The organism is Enterobacter sp. K510, from assembly GCF_055804875.1.
In genome coordinates this window covers 138801-157004 of record NZ_JBNRLQ010000009.1, presented here as the reverse complement: position 1 = coordinate 157004, position 18204 = coordinate 138801, and the positions used below count along the sequence as shown (strand labels likewise).

The following is an 18204-nucleotide window of genomic DNA, read 5'->3' as shown; positions in this document are numbered from 1 at the left end:
TATGTCGTCCAGGACCTTTACGAAGAGTTGGGGGGCCGAATACACAGAGGCCAATGGCGTGCGTTTTCGTCTGTGGGCTTCCGGTCACCCGAGGGTAATGCTCCGGCTTGCCGGGGAAGACAAAGAAATGAACGCGGTGGGCGACGGCTGGTTTGAACTGACGGTGCCGGGCGTCGCGCCGGGCGCGGAATACCAGTATGTGCTGCCTGACGGCATGGCGGTGCCGGATCCCGCCTCCCGCGCGCAAAAAGCCGATGTGAACGGCCCGTCGCTGGTCGTCGATCCGGCACACTATGCCTGGCAGAACACCGACTGGCAGGGCCGGGCATGGGAAGAAAGCGTGGTGTACGAAATGCACGTCGGCACCTTTACGCCGGAGGGCACTTTCCGCGCCGCCATCGACAAACTGCCGTACCTCGCGCAAACCGGCATCACCATGATCGAAGTGCTGCCGGTGTCGCAGTTTGGCGGCAACCGCGGCTGGGGCTATGACGGCGTGCTGCTGTACGCCCCCCATGCGGCCTATGGTTCGCCGGACGATTTCAAGGCCTTTATCGACGCCGCCCACGGCCACGGGCTGTCGGTGGTGCTGGATATTGTGCTTAACCATTTCGGGCCGGAAGGCAACTATCTGCCGCTGCTGTCGCCGGAGTTCTTCCATAAAGAGCGCCATACGCCCTGGGGCGCAGGCATCGCCTATGATGTGGACGCTGCCCGCCGCTATATGCTGGAAGCGCCGCTCTACTGGCTGGAAGAGTACAACCTCGACGGCCTGCGCTTTGACGCCATCGATCAGATCGAAGATACCTCAGAGAAACACCTGCTGATTGAGATCGCCGAACGCATCCGCGAGCGCATCACCGATCGGCCAGTGCATCTGACCACTGAAGACTGCCGTAACGTCACCTTCCTGCATCCGCGCGAAAAAGACGGTTCGGTGCCGCTGTTTACCGGCGAATGGAACGATGATTTCCACAATGCCGTGCACGTCTTCGCCACCGGCGAAACCCACGCCTATTACCAGGATTTTGCCCGCGAGCCGGAAAAGCTGGTGGCCCGTACGCTGGCGGAAGGCTTTGCCTATCAGGGTGAAGTTTCGGTGCAGTCCGGCGAGCCGCGCGGCGTGAAAAGTACCGGCCAGCCGCCGACCGCCTTTGTGGATTTCATTCAGAATCATGACCAGACCGGCAACCGCGCCCAGGGCGACCGTCTGATTTCCCTGGCGGGCGCGGAGCGCACCCGCGTACTGCTGGCGATGCTGCTGTTATCGCCGCATATTCCGCTGCTGTTTATGGGGGAAGAGTACGGCGAAACCAGGCCGTTCCTGTTCTTCACCGATTTCCATGGCGATCTGGCGAAAGCGGTGCGGGAAGGCCGCGCGAAAGAGTTTGAAGGCCATGCGGGTCATGAAGGCGAAAGCGTGCCGGATCCGAATGCGGAGCAGACCTTTGCCCGTTCAAAACTTGACTGGCAGAAGCTGGACACGCCGGAAGGCGAGGAGTGGCTGGCCTTTACCCAGGCGCTACTGGATGTGCGTAAGCAGTATATTGTCCCGCTGCTGGCAACGGCGGGCGGCAACAGCGGTAAGGTGGTGGAGACGGCTGAAGGTTATCTCGCCGTCAGCTGGCGCTTCCCGCAGGGTACGCTCTCCATGGCGCTCAATATCAGCGACCGGCACCAGCCGCTACCGGATCAACCCGGCGAGACCATCTATGTCTGGCGCTCCCCGGCGGCGGATCTGCCGCCTGATTCCATTATTGTCCGTCTTGCCCCGGGAGATGTATCGTGAGTATCCCAACCTCGACCTACCGTATTCAGTTCCGCAACGGCATGACCTTTGATCGTGCCGCCGCGCTGGTGCCCTACCTGAAACGGCTCGGCATCAGCCATCTCTATGCTTCACCGGTGTTTACCGCCACCAGCGGCTCAACCCACGGCTACGACGTGACCGACGCCAACGAAATCGATCCGACCATTGGCGGGCGCGAAGGTTTTGACCGCATGGCGCAGGCGCTGAAAGCCGCCGGTCTGGGTTTGATCCTCGATATCGTGCCGAACCATATGGCCGCCTCGCTGGAAAATCCCTGGTGGCGCGATGTGATCGAACATGGCGAAGACAGCCGTTACGCGCGGCATTTCGATATCGACTGGTCACGCCGTCTGACGCTGCCGTTCCTCGGCGATACCTTTGAGGCGGTGCTGGCGAACGATGAGATTAGCGTCAAGCCCGATCCGAAAACCGGCCGTCCGGCGCTGGCCTATTTCGACAACTTTTACCCGTTGACGCCCGCCAGCTGGCACGGGCGCGAAGCGGAGGTGCTGGCGCTGACTGACAAGGCTGACATCGCCGCGCTGCACGATCAGCAGCCGTGGCGGTTAATGTCCTGGCGCGATGCGCCGCGCGATCTCTCCTACCGCCGCTTCTTTGAGATCACCGGGCTGGCCGGGGTGCGCGTAGAAGACGACACCGTATTTGATGATACCCACCGGCTGATCCTCGAACTGGTGCATTCCGGCGCGGTGGACGGACTGCGGGTGGATCATGTGGATGGCCTTGCGGATCCGCAGGCCTATCTGGCGCGGCTGCGTGAGACCGCCGGACCGGAGTGCTACATCACCGTCGAAAAAATCCTCGGCAAGGGCGAGCACATTCCGGAAGACTGGCCGATCTCCGGCACCACTGGCTATGAGTTTATTGCCGCACTCTCTGACGTGCTGGTGGATGACGATAAGCTGGACGCGCTGCGTCAGGCCTACGACGAGGCGGTCGGCAAACCGGTGGACATGAAAGCCGAGCTGCGCGCCGCCAAGCTGCTGATGGCGGATCGCAATTTCGAAGGGGAATTCACCACCCTGCTGCGCCTGGCGATGGAGATCGCCGCCACGCAAAACCGCACGCTGGATGAAGTCCTGGTGCGCGCCGCCCTGCGCGAACTGCTGGTGGCCTTCCCGGTTTACCGTACCTATGGCACCGCCAGCGGCCTGCCGCAGACCAGCCAGCAACTGCTGCAAAAAGTGGTTGCGCGGGTAAAAAACAGCGATTACGCCCCGGATACCGAAGCGCTCGATTTCGTGGCGGGCATTCTTGCCAGCGCTGATCCGGCTGCCGCCACTTTCCGCACCCGTTTCCAGCAGCTTACCGGGCCGCTGATGGCAAAATCGGTGGAAGACACGCTGTTCTTCCGTCAGCACCTGGATCTGGCCCTTAACGAAGTGGGCGCTGAACCGTTGCCGCGCGTCTTCTCCCTCGACCGTTTCCACGCCGAGATGAAAACCCGTCTTGAACGGCAGCCGGATGCGCTGTCGGGCACCTCAACCCATGACACCAAACGCGGTGAGGATGCCCGCGCACGGCTCTATACCCTCACCGAAGCGCCGGAGGAATGGGCGGCGCACGTGGCACGCTGGCATCAGATGAACGACAGCAAAGTCACCGTGCTGTTCGATGGCCCGACGCCAAAACAGGAACTCGCCTGGATGCTGTATCAGGCCCTGGCGGGCGTCTGGCCGGTGACGCTGACGCCCCAGGACACCGCCGGTTTAGCGGCGCTGGAAGAACGCTTTATCCCGTTTGTGGAAAAGGCGCTGCGTGAAGCGAAGCTGCGCACTGACTGGGCCGACAGCAACGACGTCTATGAAACCGTGGTGCTCGACTATGCCCGTCATCTGCTCTCCCCGGACAACCAGGCTTTCCTGGAAGATTTTTACCAGACGCTGCAACCCTTTGTCCGCGCGGGCCTGGTCAACAGTCTGACCCAGACGGTGATCAAGCTTACCGCTCCCGGCGTGCCGGATATTTATCAGGGCAGCGAAACCCTTAACTTCAGCCTCGTCGATCCGGATAACCGCCGCGAGCCGGACTTTGCCGCCCTTGAGCAGCATCTGTTCAGCGATGACGAGCCTGTGCCGACCTCAGAAGCAGACTGGATGAGCGGCGCGCTCAAGCAGCAGGTGATCACCCATGTGCTGCATTATCGCCAGCGTAAACCCGATCTGTTCCGCCGTGGCGACTATGTGCCGCTGGCGGCAAAAGGCGACAACGCCGATCACCTGATCGCCTTCGCCCGTCAGCAGGGTAATGATGCGTTGATTGTTATCGCGCCGCGGCTGGTGCTGCCAATGCAGCAGGCGAGCGATGCACTGACCGCCCCGCAACGCTGGCCACAGACGGCGGTCACGCTGCCTGCGGCCCTGGCTAACCGTCGTTATCGCGATCTTCTTACCGGAGAAGAAGTGGCGCTTACCGACCAGATCCACCTTGAAAATGTCGATTGCTGTTCGTCTGTCATATACGTAACCATATGATATAAGAGGGAATAAATGTCTAACAATAATAGCTTTGAAATTCTGGCGGGAACCAGCGAATGTCTTGGCGCCAATTTTGATGGCGAGGGTGTCAACTTTGCGCTTTTCTCTGCACACGCAGAACGGGTTGAACTCTGTCTGTTTGATCAGGACGGGAAAACCGAGATCGCCCGCCTGGATCTGCCGGAATATACCCATGAAATCTGGCACGGTTACGTGCCTGGCCTGCAACCCGGCGCGCTCTACGGCTATCGCGTCTATGGCCCGTACGATCCGGAAAACGGCCATCGTTTTAACCCCAACAAGCTGCTGCTCGATCCCTATGCCCGTGAGCTGGCGGGGGACATCGAGTGGAATGACGCGCATTTCGCCTACGAGCTGCTGCACGAAGATAAAGATCTGACCTTTGATACCCAGGACAGCGCGCCCTTTACGCCAAAATGCCGTGTCATCGATCCCAATGAATTCGACTGGAAAGATGAAAACCGTCCGAACATCCCGTGGTCGCAAACGGTGCTCTATGAAACCCATGTGAAGGGCTTTACGCAGCTCAATTCCGCGATTCCGGAAGAACTGCGCGGTACCTATGAAGGCATGGGCCATCCGGCGACGGTGGAGTACATCAAGAGCCTGGGCGTGACCTCGGTGGAACTGCTGCCGGTGCACTGGTTCCCGGACGATCAGCATCTGCTGGATAAGGGGCTGAAGAACTTCTGGGGCTATAACACCCTCGGTTTCTTTGCGCCTGCTTCGCGCTATTTCGGCCCGAACGGCATTCAGGGTTTCCGCGACATGGTGCGCGCGTACCACGATGCGGGCATCGAAGTGATCCTCGACGTGGTGTACAACCATACGGCAGAGGGTAATGAACTCGGCCCGACGCTCTCCTTTAAGGGCATCGACAACTTCTCTTACTACCGCACCATGCCGGATCAGCATCGTTATTACATCAACGATACTGGCACCGGCAACACCGTTAACACCTCACATCCGCGCGTATTGCAGATGATCATGGATTCCCTGCGTTACTGGGCGGAATCAATGCATATCGACGGTTTTCGCTTCGACTTAGGCACCATTCTCGGTCGTGAGCCGGAAGGCTTTGACCAGCGCGGCGGCTTCTTTGACGCCATTATGCAGGATCCGGTGCTGTCGAAACTGAAGCTGATCGGCGAGCCCTGGGATATCGGACCGGGCGGCTATCAGGTGGGCGGCTTCCCGCCGGGCTGGGCGGAATGGAACGATAAATACCGCGATACGGTGCGTGAATACTGGAAAGGCGTCAACGTCTCCACCGACTTTGCCGCGCGTCTGTTAGGCTCCGGCGATATTTACGATCTGCGCGGCCGCCGTCCGTGGTCGAGCGTCAACTTTATCACCGCCCACGACGGCTTCACGCTGAACGATCTGGTGTCCTATAACGAGAAGCACAACGACGATAACGGCGAAGACAATAACGACGGCCATAACGATAACCGCTCCTACAACTATGGCGCGGAAGGCCCGACGGACGACGAAGGCATCAACAACGTGCGTGAACGGCAGAAGCGTAACTTCCTCACCACGCTGTTCCTGTCCCACGGTTCGCCAATGCTGCTGGCAGGGGATGAGTTTGGCCGCAGTCAGATGGGTAACAATAACGGCTACTGCCAGGACAGCGAGATTTCCTGGGTTCACTGGGATAACCTGCCGGAAAGCAGTGAGGCGCTGCGCGAGTTCACCCGTCATCTGATCAAAATGCGCGCGAAGCAGCCGCTGTTGCGCCGTGAAAGCTGGCGTGACGGCACGGAGATCAAGTGGTTCAACGCCGGTGGCGGCTATCAGCAGCCGGAACAGTGGGATGAAGGCTCAACGCTGGGCGTTTCACTGACCCGCCACGATTTGCATGATGAAGAAGGCCTGTGGCACGAAGTGCTGGTGCTGTTTAACCCGTTCGAAGGTAACGTGCCCTTCCTGATCCCGCAGTCCACGGATGAGGGCTGGATGCTGGAGCTGACCACGTCCGATACCGCCAAACGCGGGCTGATCATTACCAAAGAGAAGGAATTCGAACTGGAAGGCCGCAGTATCGCGCTGTTCAGAAGGCCGTAAGCCGTTTTACAGCCAGAAAAAAGGGCCATCATCTGATGGCCCTTTTTATTGTTCGCAGACAGTTAACCGCGCTGGCGTACCGCTTCGAACAGGCAGATGCCGGTCGCCACCGACACGTTCAGCGAGGAGACGCTGCCCGCCATCGGAATGCTGATCAGCTCATCGCAATGCTCGCGGGTCAGACGGCGCATACCTTCGCCCTCCGCGCCCATCACCAGCGCCATCGCGCCGGTCATTTTGCTCTGGAACAGGGTGTGGTCCGCTTCGCCCGCCGTGCCGACGATCCAGATATTTTCTTCCTGCAATACGCGCATGGTGCGCGCCAGGTTGGTGACGCGGATCAGCGGCACGTTTTCTGCCGCGCCGCAGGCGACTTTTTTCGCCGTCGCGTTCAGCTGCGCAGAGCGGTCTTTCGGCACGATCACCGCATGGACGCCCGCCGCATCGGCGCTGCGCAGGCAGGCCCCGAGGTTGTGCGGATCGGTGACGCCATCAAGGATCAGGAAGAATGGCTTATCCAGGCTTGCGATCAGATCCGGCAGATCGTTTTCCTGATACTGACGACCCGGCTTCACGCGCGCAATGATCCCCTGGTGTACCGCGCCTTCGCTTTTCTCGTCCAGAAACTGACGGGAGGCCACCTGAACCGGAACGCCCTGCGCTTCCAGCGCATGGATCAGCGGCATCAGGCGCTTATCTTCGCGTCCTTTCAGAATAAACACTTCCTGAAAGCGCTCAGGGGCGCGTTCCAGCAGTGCCTGCACCGCGTGGATGCCATAAATCATTTCACTCATGAAGGGTACTCAGTAGAGGTTAAAAGGGTGTTTCCCGCCCATTATAACCCACGACGCCCCCGGACGTCCTTCCCCGTTACGCATTCACCGCCGCAGGAAGCCGGTTTTTTTCTGCGGGATGCGCAGGCAGTATCGCCGACAGCAGCCAGCGCGTGTAGTCATGCTGCGGATGGGCAAAAAGCTGCGCGCTGGTCGCCTCTTCCACCAGCTGTCCGCGATACATCACGCCTACCCGATCCGCCACGTGACGCACCACATTGAGATCGTGAGAGATAAACAGGTAGGCGAGGCCATAGTCGCGCTGCAAATCCATCAGCAGATTCAGCACCTGCGACTGAATGGAAACGTCCAGCGCCGACACCGGTTCATCGCAGATGATCAGCTTCGGACGCAGGATCAGCGCCCGCGCGATGCCGATACGCTGGCGCTGTCCGCCTGAAAACGCCTGCGGATAACGTCCGGCATCCTGCGCCCGCAGACCGACCTGTTCCAGCATCGCCGCCACCGCTTTTTTACGACGCTGCGCATCGCGTTCGCCGTGAATGATCAATGGTTCCTCAATGCTGTAGCCAATGGTGCGCTTTGGATCGAGCGTGGAGAGCGGATCCTGGAAGATCATCTGAATGTCTTTGCGCACGCTGCGCCATCCGGCGGCACTGAGATCCAGCAGCGACTGGCCGTTGAAATCCACCCGCCCGCCGGAGGCCGGGGTTAAACCGAGAAGGGTGCGCCCGGTGGTGCTTTTACCGCTGCCGGATTCGCCGACCAGCGCGTAGGTTTCCCCGGCATGGATGTTAAAACTGACGTCCTGCACCGCCTGCACGCTATGCCCGCGACGGGTAAAGGTTTTGGACAGATGCTGTACGTTCAGCAACGGCTGATTCATGGCATGACTCCCGTTTCTTCTGCGCGCCAGCAGCGCACCTGATGACCGTGACCGCCGAGCGGGCGCAGCTGCGGCGGCTGTGCGCGACAGATGGCGGTCGCCAGCGGACAGCGATCGGCAAAGGTACAGCCGCCCGGCAGCGCATCCAGCGCCGGGACGCTGCCGCGGATCTCCTCCAGCCGCGTCTTTGGCGTGTGGGACAGCGAGGGCCGCGCCGCCAGCAGCGCACGGGTATAGGGATGGCGGGGATTTTCAAACAGCGTCATCACGTCTGTTTCTTCCACCACCTGCCCGGCGTAGAGCACCACCACGCGCTGACACAGCCGCGCCACCACGCTCAGGTCGTGGGTGATAAAGATGATCCCCATTCCGCTCTGCTGTTTGATGTCGTCCAGCAGTTGCAGGATTTGCGCCTGGATAGTGGCGTCCAGCGCGGTGGTCGGCTCATCGGCAATCAGCAGCGACGGAGCACTGGCGATCGCCATGGCGATCATCACCCGCTGGCGCATGCCGCCGGAAAGCTCATGGGGCCAGGCGTTGACGCAGCGGGCGGCATCAGCAATGCCCACCTGCTCCAGCAGGCGCAGCCGTTTTTGCTGGCGCTGCGCCCGGTTTAACGCGGTATGCAGCTTCAGGCTTTCTTCAATCTGAAAGCCGATAGTCAGCACCGGGTTCAGGCTGGAGAGCGGATCCTGGAAAATCATCGCCATCTCGCCGCCGCTGCGCTGGCGGCGTGCCGTTGCCGGGAGCGTGTCGAGGCGTTGGCCGCCGAGGGCGATTTCACCTTCAGTGCGGCTGGTGCGCGGGGACAATAGCCCCATCAGCGCCTGCGCGGTGACGCTTTTCCCGCAGCCGGATTCACCGATGATGCCCAGCGTTTCATGATGATGCACGGTAAAGGAGACGCCGCGCACCGGGGCCACCACGCCCTGCGGCGTGGCGAAATTCACCCGCAAATCTTTGACGCTTAACAGCGGCGGCGGATTAACCATGTTGCTCCCCTTTTTTCAGCAGGCGCAGGACATGCTGCGGCAGCGGTTTCAGCCCCGGCTCGGCGCTGTCGCGCAGGTCGTCGCCGATAATATTCAGCGCGAGGATCAGCAGCACAATGGCGATGCCGGGAAAAAAGGTCATCCACCAGGCGGTAAAGATCACTGCTTTTCCTTCCAGCAACAGATTGCCGAGGCTGGGCGTGGGCGCAGGCACGCCGGATCCTAAAAAGCTCAGCGCGGCCTCGGTCAGAATAGCCACTGAGAACACCCAGGTGACCTGCACAATCAGCGGCGACAGCACGTTCGGCAGCAGATGTAGCCAGATAATGCGCGCCGGGGAGGCCCCCTGCGCGCGCAGGGCTTCAATGAAATTTTTCTCTTTGATAACCAGCGCCGCGCCGCGGATCACCCGCGCAATGGACGGCACGTATACCAGCGACAGCGCCAGCACAACGTTAGCGATGTTCGGCCCCAGCACGCCGACAATGGCGATAGCCAGCAGCAACGACGGAAAGGCGAACAGCCCGTCGCAGACGCGCATCAGAATGCGATCCACCGGGCGATACCAGGCGCAGAGCAGCCCGGTCAGCATGCCGATCGCCCCGGCTATTACCGCCACCGCCGCCCCGACGGAAAACGATACCCGCACCGCCAGCGCCACGCGCACAAACAGATCGCGGCCAAAGTTATCGGTGCCAAACCAGTGCGCCGCGCCGGGGGCCTTCAGGCGGCTGAGCGGATCGATAGCATAAGGATCGTAAGGGCTGAAAAAGGTGCCGCACACCGAGAGCAGCACAATGCCCGCCAGCACGCCGCACCATAGCCAGAGTTTGTTTGGCGTCATGCGCTTTCACTCCCCTCGATGGACAGGCGTGGATCGACCATATAGCTGAGCACATCCACCGCCAGGTTAATCAGCACGTAACAGACGGTGATCAGCAGCACCACGCCCTGGATCACCGTGAAATCCCGCCGCTCGATGGAGTCCACCACCAGCGAGCCGACGCCGGGAATGCCGAATACGCTTTCGATGACGATGGTGCCGGTGACCAGCGAGGCGAAGGATTCCCCGCAGATGGTCAGCACCGGGATCAGGGCGTTTTTCAGCGTATGGCGCAGCAGCACCATGCGCTCGGGCACGCCTTTGGCGCGGGCGGTATGAATAAAATTCTCCTGCAGCACGTCGAGCATTACCGCGCGGGTCATGCGTGAGATCAGCGCGGCAATACGAAAACCGAGCGCAATGGCGGGCAGCGTCAGATACCAGAGATTTTGCAGCCCGTTTTCGTTGGTGGAGCGATAGCCCACCACCGGAAACCAGCGCAGCTGCACGGCGAAAAAGAAGATCAGGAACAGGCCGAGCAGAAAGCCCGGTACCGACATGCCGAAGGTAGCCAGCGCGCGAATGATCCGGTCGGCCATGCCGCCATGCTGCCAGGCGCTGATCGCCCCGCTCCCCAGCCCCAGCACCAGCGCAATCAGCTGCGCGTACAGCGCAAGGGCCAGCGTCGGGGTGAGATGCTGTAAAAACAGCTCGCTGACGCTGGCATTGAGAAACAGCGAGTGGCCCAGATCGCCGGACAACACCGCCCCCGCCCAGCGCACAAATTGCATCAGCAGCGGCTGATCCAGCCCCATCTGCTGGCGCAGCGCGGCAATGTCCTGCGGGCTGGCGTCATTGCCGAGGATCACCAGCACCGGATCGCCCGGCGCAAGATGCACCAGGCAAAACACCACCAGCGATACCACCAGCAGCACGGGCAGCAGCGCCATCAGCCGGTGAAACAAGAACCACTTCATAGACGTCTCCGGTTACGGCGTGACGGTAACATTCCACAGCACCGGCCCAATCAGATCATGGTAGCCGTGCACGTTTTTCTTCAGGGCGACCGGCTCCGGCGTGGTGTGACCAAGCACGATAACCGGCAGATACTGCCAGGTCAGCACGTTCAGTTTATCCACCAGTGGCCGCGCTTCTTTCAGCGATGCCGCCTGCTTGATGCCATCAAGCGCCGCATCGATTTCCGGGCTGTTGCTCAGACCCGGAAACTTCGCCCGGGAGTCGAGGAAGGGATACTGGTGCAGCACCTGACGCATGGAGAACTCCAGCGCGCACAGATCGAAGTTCTTCGGATCCTGACGGCGTTGCAGCACCGTCGGCCAGTCGTAGACGTCCAGCCGGGATTTGACGCCGATCTGTTTCAGCACCTGCTGGGCGACAATCGCCAGGTTATACAGCTCTGCATACTCTTTGGTGGCGATAATCACCACTTCTTCGCCCTTATAACCGGATTCTTTAACCAGTTCGCGAGCCTCCTCGAGTTTATGCTGGTTCCAGAATGGCTTGCCCGCCTCGCTGTACCAGTCCACCTGATTCGGGAATCCCAGCGACGGATCTTCTTTAAAGAAACGCGGATCGCTGTAGCCCGCCAGCAGCGTCTGGTGCACGTCGAGCGCAAGGTTAAACGCCTGTCTAAGCTTTAGGTCAGCGAACGGCCCTTGCTGTTTGTTGAACAGATAGGTGATCAGCGAACCGCCGCTTTCGGGCCGCGCCAGGCTCAGATCCGGCGCGTTGGTAAGGGCATCGATATTGTCTTTCGGCAGGTTAAACACAATGTCGTATTCGCCGGTCATCGCTCCGGCCAGCCGCGTGGACTCATCGGTGATATAGCGGAACCAGATGTCTTTTACGTTGGCTGGCTTAGCGCCGGAAAGTCCGCTGGACGGCTCTTTGCGCGACATAAAGCCGTCATAGCGCGTCAGATGTAAATACTCGCCCTGTTTAAACTCCGCGAGTTTGTATGGCCCGGTACCGATAAGCTCGGTGACCGGTTTTTTGCTGCTGTTGGCCTGGTCGATCAGGCGCTTGGGCATGATGGCGGCGATGTTTTTCACGTCCGCCAGCACGTTGAGGGCGATCAGCGAAGGCTCCGGCAGCGTGAGGCGCACGGTTTTGTCGTCCACCTTGCTGAACTGCGCCCCCGGCAGGTTAGCTTTACCCTGCGTCGATACCGCCAGCCAGCGCGTCATGGAAGCCACCACGTCATCGGCGGTGAGCGGCTGACCATCGTGGAACTTCACGTCGTCGCGCAGCACGAAGGTGTAGGTTTTGCGATCGTCACTCAGCGTATAGGACGCCACCAGATCCGGCACCGGCTCAAACTTATCGTTGATGGTGAACAGCTCTTCAAAGATATGGCGATCCACATCAGAGGTGGCGTTATTGGTGGTGAGATACGGATCGAGGGTGCCGGGCCGGTTACCATAGGCGATGTTCAGCGTCGCATTACGGTTCACGGCTTCGGCCAGTGCGCTTCCCCAGGGTAAAGCCGCCGCCAGCAGCAGTGCGGCGGCAGAGAATGTCATTTTCATTGTTTTTCTGGCTCCGGTGGCGATCAGGCCGCGTTTGAGGTGGTAGGTCGTCCGGCAAATTCATCCTTCGCCGCCTGAAGCAGCGCAGGCTCGGTGAGCAGCCGCAACCCGGCGCGCGCCAGCACCAGCGCCCCGGTGATTAAGGCTTCGTACCCTTTTTCAGAGTTGGCGGCTTCGCGGAAGGCGACCGTGTGGCCGATCAAATCGTCCGGGCCAATCTTGATGGACGGATGCGCAGTGGGCACTGCATGGCTGATGTCGCCGACGTCCGTCGATCCTTTGCCCTCTTTGGCGCTGAGATCGACCGGTTCGCCCACTGCCGTGAACTCCTCAAGAAACAGGTTATTCAGCGTGTCATTGATGTTGAAATCCCGCGGGCCGACCTGATGTTCAATTTTTACTGTTGCGCCGGTCGCCAGCGCAGCGCCCTCGGCAATCGCCCGGATGCGTGGCTCCAGCGCTTCAACGGCCTCACGGCTTTCCGCGCGGATATAAAAATGCGCCGAGGCGTATTCAGGGATCACGTTCGGTGCCTGGCCGCCATTAGTGATGATGCCATGGACGCGCACACCGTCCGGCAGTTGCTGGCGCAGCACGCTGATGCCGTTATAGAGCAGCACCAGCGCGTCCAGCGCGTTGACCCCTTTGTGCGGCGAGCTGCCCGCATGGGAGGGTTTTCCATAAAAGTGGAAGTAGAGGTGGTTATTGGCGAGGAATGGCCCGGTCAGACGCGTTCTGCCGCCCGGATGCACCATCATCGCCGCGTCTACATCCCGCAGGAATCCGTGCTCAACGAAGCGGGCTTTCACGTTGCCATTCGGTCCGCCTTTACCACGCAGCCCGCCCTCTTCCGCAGGCGTGCCCAGCACCACGACTTTGCCGTCGGTTTTATCCAGCGTCTGGCTCAGGGCAATGGCGGCGGCGATGCTGGAAACGCCGATGATGTTATGTCCACAGGCGTGGCCGATATCGATCAGCGCATCAAATTCGGCGAGATAAGCAATGGTCGGCCCCGGCCTGCCGCTCTCTTTTACCGCATAGAAGGCGGTTTCGTGACCGGCGACGTTGGCCGTGACGGTAAAGCCATTTTTCGCCAGCAGCGCCGTCAGCAGGCCGCTGGCGTAATATTCATTGTTGCCGGTTTCCGGGTGCGCATGAATATCTTTTGAGATGGCGATGTACTCGTCGCGGTGTTGATTAAGGCTCTGTTCCAGTCGTGCGGTTAACTCGCTATTGCTCATTGCTTCCACCTTTTTGTGATGTCGGTTGATGAAGGGGTTAACTCAGATGACGCTTTGCCTCCTGACGGACGCGATGCAGAACGTGATGCTTGATTTCGCCGTAGCGCGGGTGTTCCACCAGGGATTCAATGTCGCGCTCGCGACCGAAGGGACTGACAATTTCTTCCACGATCTTGCCGGGTTTTGCCGACATGATCAGAATGCGATCGGCGAGGAACAGCGCTTCTTCCACGTCGTGGGTGACAAATAACAGCGTGGTGTCCGTTTCCAGCCAGGCGTTGCGCAGCAATTCCTGCATCATCAGGCGCGTCTGGGCGTCGAGCGCGCCGAACGGCTCGTCAAGCAGCAGCACTTCCGGTTCCGGCAGCCAGGCGCGCGCCAGCGCCACGCGCTGTTTCATGCCGCCCGACAACTGCCAGGGGGCGTGATGTTCAAAGCCTTTCAGCCCGACGCGGGCCAGCCAGTCCAGCGCCTTCGCGTTCACGTCGTCTTTGCGGTGGCTGCCGAGGCGCGGGCCAAAGGTGACGTTATCCAGCACCGACAGCCAGGGGAACAGATTCGGCTGCTGGAAAATCATCCCGCGGGAAGGCCCGGGCTTGCGTACCGGCTCGCCGCCGCTCAGAACCCGCCCGCGGTCAGGCCGGGTAAAGCCGGCCACAAGATTAAGAATGGTGGATTTGCCGCAGCCCGACGGCCCCAACAGCACCACAAATTCGCCCTTCGCAAGCGACAGGGAGACGTCTTCCAGCACGGTAAAGGGATGCGGTTTCGCCGCAAATTGCAGGGACACCTGCTCCAGCGCAATCTGTATAGTCATTATTCTTTTCCTGCCCAGGGCACAAACACGCGTTGCAGGCCGAGGATAAGTAAATCAAGGAGATAGCCAATGCCGCCGAGCAGCAGGATGCCCAGCATGACGATATCGGTGCGTAAGTAAGAGCTGGCGTTGATCACCATCCAGCCCAGACCAGAGCTGGCGGCGACCATTTCGGCGGCGATCAGCGACGTCCAGCCAATGCCAATCGACAGCCTGACGGTGGTAAACAGATCCGGCAGCGCGTCCGGCAACACCACGCGCAGGAAAATTTGTTGTCGGGAAGCGCCGAGGGTCTGCGCCACGCGAATGCGCGAGCGACCAATGCGCTCCACCGCCGCGCTGGCCCCCACCACCACGCTGAGGAAGGTGGCGATGAAAATCAGAAAGAATTTCGAGCTTTCACCGATGCCGAGCCATACCACCGCCAGCGGGATCAGCGCGATTTTCGGCAGCGGACGCAGAAACTGCACGAAGGGGTTAAGCACTGCCGCCAGCCCGTCGGACAGGCCCATCAACAGGCCGAGCGGAATACCGATCACAATCGCCACCGCAAAGGCGCTGAGCGCCCGCGCGAGACTGACGACGATATGCTGCCAGAGCGGAACCTGCCGGTAACCGTCAGCCAGCAGCTCTTCCGTGGTCAGACCGATGTCCGTCAGCGACGGCAGCAGCAGCGGATCCACCCATTGCCGGGTCGCCGCCACCTGCCAGAGGATAAAAAAGATCGCCACCGACAGCACGCTGATGGCGATGTGCTGACTTACTCTCATTTTGCGTTCACCGCCGCATCGCGAAGGTAACGGGAGTTGATGGCCGCGTCCCAGTTCGCGGGGATGTCACGCTTGCGGATCTCGCCAATTCCGGCGAGGAAGTTTGAGGTTTTGGTCAGCGCTTTGCCGATGCCGCTGTCGGTGCTGTGCGTACCGTCGCCCAGCCAGGCGGCGGTGCCCTGTTCGCTCAGCGTCGGGTATTCCAGACCGCCCAGCGTATTGGCGGCGGTGGTCACAGGCGCGCCCACTTCTTTCGCCACGATGGCGGCGGCACGTTCAGGATCTTTTTTGAACTCATTGACCTTTTCCTGATGCACGCGCAGGAAGGCGCTGACCACCTCCGGGTACTGTTCGGCAAAGGCTTTACGCACCACATAGTTGTTGTAGATCAGGTAGCCCGCCTGTTGCAGATCTTTGGTGGCGAACACCTGGTGCCCGCCAGCTGACTCCAGCTCCTGGGCGAAGGGCGCCCAGACGTAGCCCGCGTCAATATCGCCCCGCTTCCATGCGGCAACCATTTCCGCCGGACGCAGTGGCAACAGGGTAATTTTACTGCGGTCGAGTTTGTTGACGCTGATCGCCGCCTCCAGCGCATATTGCGCGGTGGAGTTTGGCGGATAGCCCACACGTTTGCCTTCAATATCATTAATGCGGGTGATGCCCTCTTTGCCGATTAAGCGTTCGTAGCTGGCGATCACGCCGGACACGCCGATTATTTCCACCGGTAATTTACGCACAATACCCGCCGTCGCCGGGCTGGAGCCAAAATTGGCAATATCAATAGCATTACTGGCGAAATAGGTTAATGCATCGGCTCCGGAAGCAAATTGCACCCATTTCACTTTGCTGTTTAACGCTTTATCCAGAGAACCATCGGCTTTTGCCAGCATTAATACCTGCGAACCGCCGCTATAAGCAATACGGACTTCTTCCGGCGTGGCGGCAAAAGAAATCTGCGACCATAAGCTACCCGCTGCCAGTAATAAGCAGAGACTTTTTTTCATTTTATTATCCTGTGAGGAAATTAATTATTTAGCGCCCGACCAGTATATTCAGCCGGCGTTGATTTATTTATACGGATTATTGCTAAGCATTTATTCACAACAGGAATGGCGATAATCCTGCCAGAGGGCGGAACAGCGCTCCGCCAGCGCCTGCGCCGGATCGACGGCGTGGGAAAGAAAGGGGGAGTCAATGGCCTTCAGGGCGACCGGCACTTCGGTGCAGGCGAGGATTAATTGCTGCGCCCCGCGTTCAACCAGCGCCTGCGCCTGGCGCGCCAGTAACTCGCCGCCTTCACGCAGCGCACCACGTTTAACCGCGTAGCAGCCCGGTACAAACAGCGTTTCCAGCTCATGAGTGTCGGGCAGCACCGGCGTGATGCCCAGACGGCGCAGCCCCTGCTGATACCAGCCCGCGTCGAGCGTGCCTTTGGTGGCGATCACTCCAACGCGCGTAGCGTGCTCAGGGCGGATCTGCGTGAGGGTGGCCTCAACGATATGCACCAGCGGCGCGGCGCTTGCCGCCTGCAATGCCGCAAACCAGTGATGGGCGGTGTTACAGGGGATGGCGATGTGGCTCGCCCCTGCGGCGTTTAAAGTGTTGATACCGTTGAGCAACTGCGGCAAGGGCGACGGGCCGGTGCCCGCCAGCGCCTGTTGCCGGTCGGCGATCTGCGGCACGTTCCACGCCAGCACCGGGATCTGCTGCTGATCGCGCTGCGCAGGCGTGGCCTCCAGCAGCTTTGCCATAAAATCTACCGTGGCCAGCGGCCCCATGCCGCCCAGCACGCCGAGCAGGAAGGGTGTCATTTTTCCAGCACCTGACGATAACCAAACAGCCCCGCCGAACCGCCGGTGTGGATAAACACCACGTTTTCGTCCTGGCGGAAATGACCGTTGCGGATCAGATCCACCAGCCCGGCAAAGCCTTTCCCGGAATAGACCGGATCCAGCAGAATGCCTTCGTGACGTGCCAGCAGGCGCAGCGCTTCTGTCATGCCGTCAGTAGGTAAACCGTAGCCGTCGCCCACGTAATCGCTGTTGGCAACCACCCGGTTACGCGGCAGCTCGCCCGCCACACCCAGCAGCGCAAGGGTGCGGGAGGCCAGGTTCCATACGTTCTCTTCCTGCTTCTCTTTCGGCGCGCGCACGCTGATGCCGAGCACGGGCACATGGCTATTGGTCGCAGTAAATCCGGCGACAAGGCCCGCCTGGGTGCCGGTGCTGCCGGTGGCGTGCACCACGTGATCGATGCGTAAGCGTAATTGGGAGGACTGGTAAAGCAGCTCCTCGGCACAGGCCACGTAGCCCAGCGCGCCTATGGGGTTAGAGCCGCCGCCGGGGATGACATAAGGGTTAAAGCCCTGTTCGCGCAGCCTGGCGGCATAGTCGTCCATCGCCTGCTGCATGTCGGTGCCGCCCGGCAGATGGGCGACTATCTCGCCGCCGAGCAGTTCATCAAGCAAAACGTTACCGGATCGCTGGTAATCTTCGCCGAAATCGGTGACGCGCTTTTCGAGCAGCACTTTCGCCGGTAAGCCTAATTTTGCCGCGCCGGCAATAGTCTGACGCACGTGATTCGACTGGGTTGCGCCCTGGGTAATAATCACATCGGCGTTTTTTTGCAGCGCGTCGGCCAGCAAAAATTCCAGTTTGCGTGTTTTATTTCCCCCGGTGGCAAGTCCGGTGGCGTCATCGCGCTTGATCCATATTTTCGGTCCGCCCAGTAATTTACTCAGATTATCTAAAGGTTCGAGCGGCGTGGGGAAATGACCTAACGAGAGGCGCGGAAAACGGGCCAGATGCATAGTAGCTCCTTGAGTATTTGCTCATCAGCAAAATAATAATTATTGAGCTACTCTACACCGCCGGGCTTTGAGCCTAATGACAAATAATAAATATCTATTGCTGAAAATTAACTAACCGCGAAAATAA

15 protein-coding genes are annotated in these 18204 nt (G+C 60.1%); 3 read left to right on the top strand and 12 right to left on the bottom strand.

The genetic code is table 11. The features are described from left to right. Nucleotide 1: 1 nt before the first annotated feature. The 3 genes from treZ to glgX are packed head-to-tail and all read left to right on the top strand — an operon-like array spanning nucleotide 2 to nucleotide 6396. Entirely contained in the window at nucleotides 2-1789 is a 1788-nt protein-coding gene (gene treZ, locus ACQUTD_RS16590) for a malto-oligosyltrehalose trehalohydrolase (protein ID WP_473276821.1), read from the top strand. A gap of 41 nt (nucleotides 1790-1830) precedes the next feature. Continuing rightward, nucleotides 1831-4305 carry a malto-oligosyltrehalose synthase gene (gene treY, locus ACQUTD_RS16585; RefSeq protein ID WP_473276889.1) on the top strand — a complete coding sequence of 825 codons (2475 nt, stop codon included), beginning with the start codon at nucleotides 1831-1833 and terminating at the stop codon, nucleotides 4303-4305. Between the two features lie 15 nt (nucleotides 4306-4320). After that, nucleotides 4321-6396, top strand: coding sequence for a glycogen debranching protein GlgX (gene glgX, locus ACQUTD_RS16580; RefSeq protein ID WP_072570287.1), 2076 nt, complete (start codon nucleotides 4321-4323; stop codon nucleotides 6394-6396). A gap of 62 nt (nucleotides 6397-6458) precedes the next feature. Here the strand turns inward: glgX and rlmB are convergent, their stop codons facing one another. The 12 genes from rlmB to cuyA all read right to left on the bottom strand — a co-directional run bounded on the left by rlmB (nucleotide 6459) and on the right by cuyA (nucleotide 18077). Continuing rightward, nucleotides 6459-7190, bottom strand: a complete 732-nt coding sequence (rlmB, locus tag ACQUTD_RS16575; protein ID WP_072570286.1) for a 23S rRNA (guanosine(2251)-2'-O)-methyltransferase RlmB — start codon at nucleotides 7188-7190, stop codon at nucleotides 6459-6461. Nucleotides 7191-7266: 76 nt separating this feature from the next. Further along, nucleotides 7267-8076, bottom strand: coding sequence for an ATP-binding cassette domain-containing protein (locus ACQUTD_RS16570; RefSeq protein ID WP_473276822.1), 810 nt, complete (start codon nucleotides 8074-8076; stop codon nucleotides 7267-7269). Then, entirely contained in the window at nucleotides 8073-9068 is a 996-nt protein-coding gene (locus ACQUTD_RS16565; protein WP_473276823.1) for an oligopeptide/dipeptide ABC transporter ATP-binding protein, read from the bottom strand. The genes ACQUTD_RS16570 and ACQUTD_RS16565 overlap by 4 nt, the downstream gene beginning before the upstream one ends. Next, on the bottom strand, nucleotides 9061-9912 hold the full coding sequence (locus tag ACQUTD_RS16560) for an ABC transporter permease subunit (RefSeq protein WP_473276824.1): 852 nt from the start codon (nucleotides 9910-9912) through the stop codon (nucleotides 9061-9063). Before ACQUTD_RS16560 ends, ACQUTD_RS16565 begins: the two co-directional genes overlap by 8 nt. Continuing rightward, a complete protein-coding gene (locus ACQUTD_RS16555; RefSeq protein ID WP_473276825.1) occupies nucleotides 9909-10868 on the bottom strand; it encodes an ABC transporter permease subunit in 960 nt (319 codons plus the stop codon). Before ACQUTD_RS16555 ends, ACQUTD_RS16560 begins: the two co-directional genes overlap by 4 nt. Before the next feature lie 12 nt (nucleotides 10869-10880). Continuing rightward, nucleotides 10881-12440 (bottom strand): ABC transporter substrate-binding protein, encoded by a 1560-nt coding sequence (locus tag ACQUTD_RS16550; protein WP_473276826.1) that lies wholly within the window; start codon nucleotides 12438-12440, stop codon nucleotides 10881-10883. A 23-nt stretch (nucleotides 12441-12463) separates the two neighbouring features. Then, complete coding sequence (locus ACQUTD_RS16545; protein WP_473276827.1) at nucleotides 12464-13681, bottom strand: amidohydrolase; 1218 nt, start codon at nucleotides 13679-13681, stop codon at nucleotides 12464-12466. Between the two features lie 37 nt (nucleotides 13682-13718). Next, the gene (locus tag ACQUTD_RS16540) at nucleotides 13719-14498 is read right to left on the bottom strand and encodes an ABC transporter ATP-binding protein (RefSeq protein ID WP_072570279.1); all 780 of its coding nucleotides are present in this window, start codon (nucleotides 14496-14498) and stop codon (nucleotides 13719-13721) included. Then, entirely contained in the window at nucleotides 14498-15268 is a 771-nt protein-coding gene (locus ACQUTD_RS16535) for an ABC transporter permease (protein WP_072570278.1), read from the bottom strand. Before ACQUTD_RS16535 ends, ACQUTD_RS16540 begins: the two co-directional genes overlap by 1 nt. Then, a complete protein-coding gene (locus ACQUTD_RS16530; protein WP_083580979.1) occupies nucleotides 15265-16272 on the bottom strand; it encodes a taurine ABC transporter substrate-binding protein in 1008 nt (335 codons plus the stop codon). The genes ACQUTD_RS16535 and ACQUTD_RS16530 overlap by 4 nt, the downstream gene beginning before the upstream one ends. 90 nt (nucleotides 16273-16362) lie before the next feature. Then, nucleotides 16363-17079 carry a cysteate racemase gene (gene cuyB, locus ACQUTD_RS16525; RefSeq protein WP_321988482.1) on the bottom strand — a complete coding sequence of 239 codons (717 nt, stop codon included), beginning with the start codon at nucleotides 17077-17079 and terminating at the stop codon, nucleotides 16363-16365. Further along, nucleotides 17076-18077 carry a D-cysteate sulfo-lyase gene (cuyA, locus tag ACQUTD_RS16520; protein WP_318376454.1) on the bottom strand — a complete coding sequence of 334 codons (1002 nt, stop codon included), beginning with the start codon at nucleotides 18075-18077 and terminating at the stop codon, nucleotides 17076-17078. The genes cuyB and cuyA overlap by 4 nt, the downstream gene beginning before the upstream one ends. Between the last annotated feature and the right edge of the window lie 127 nt (nucleotides 18078-18204).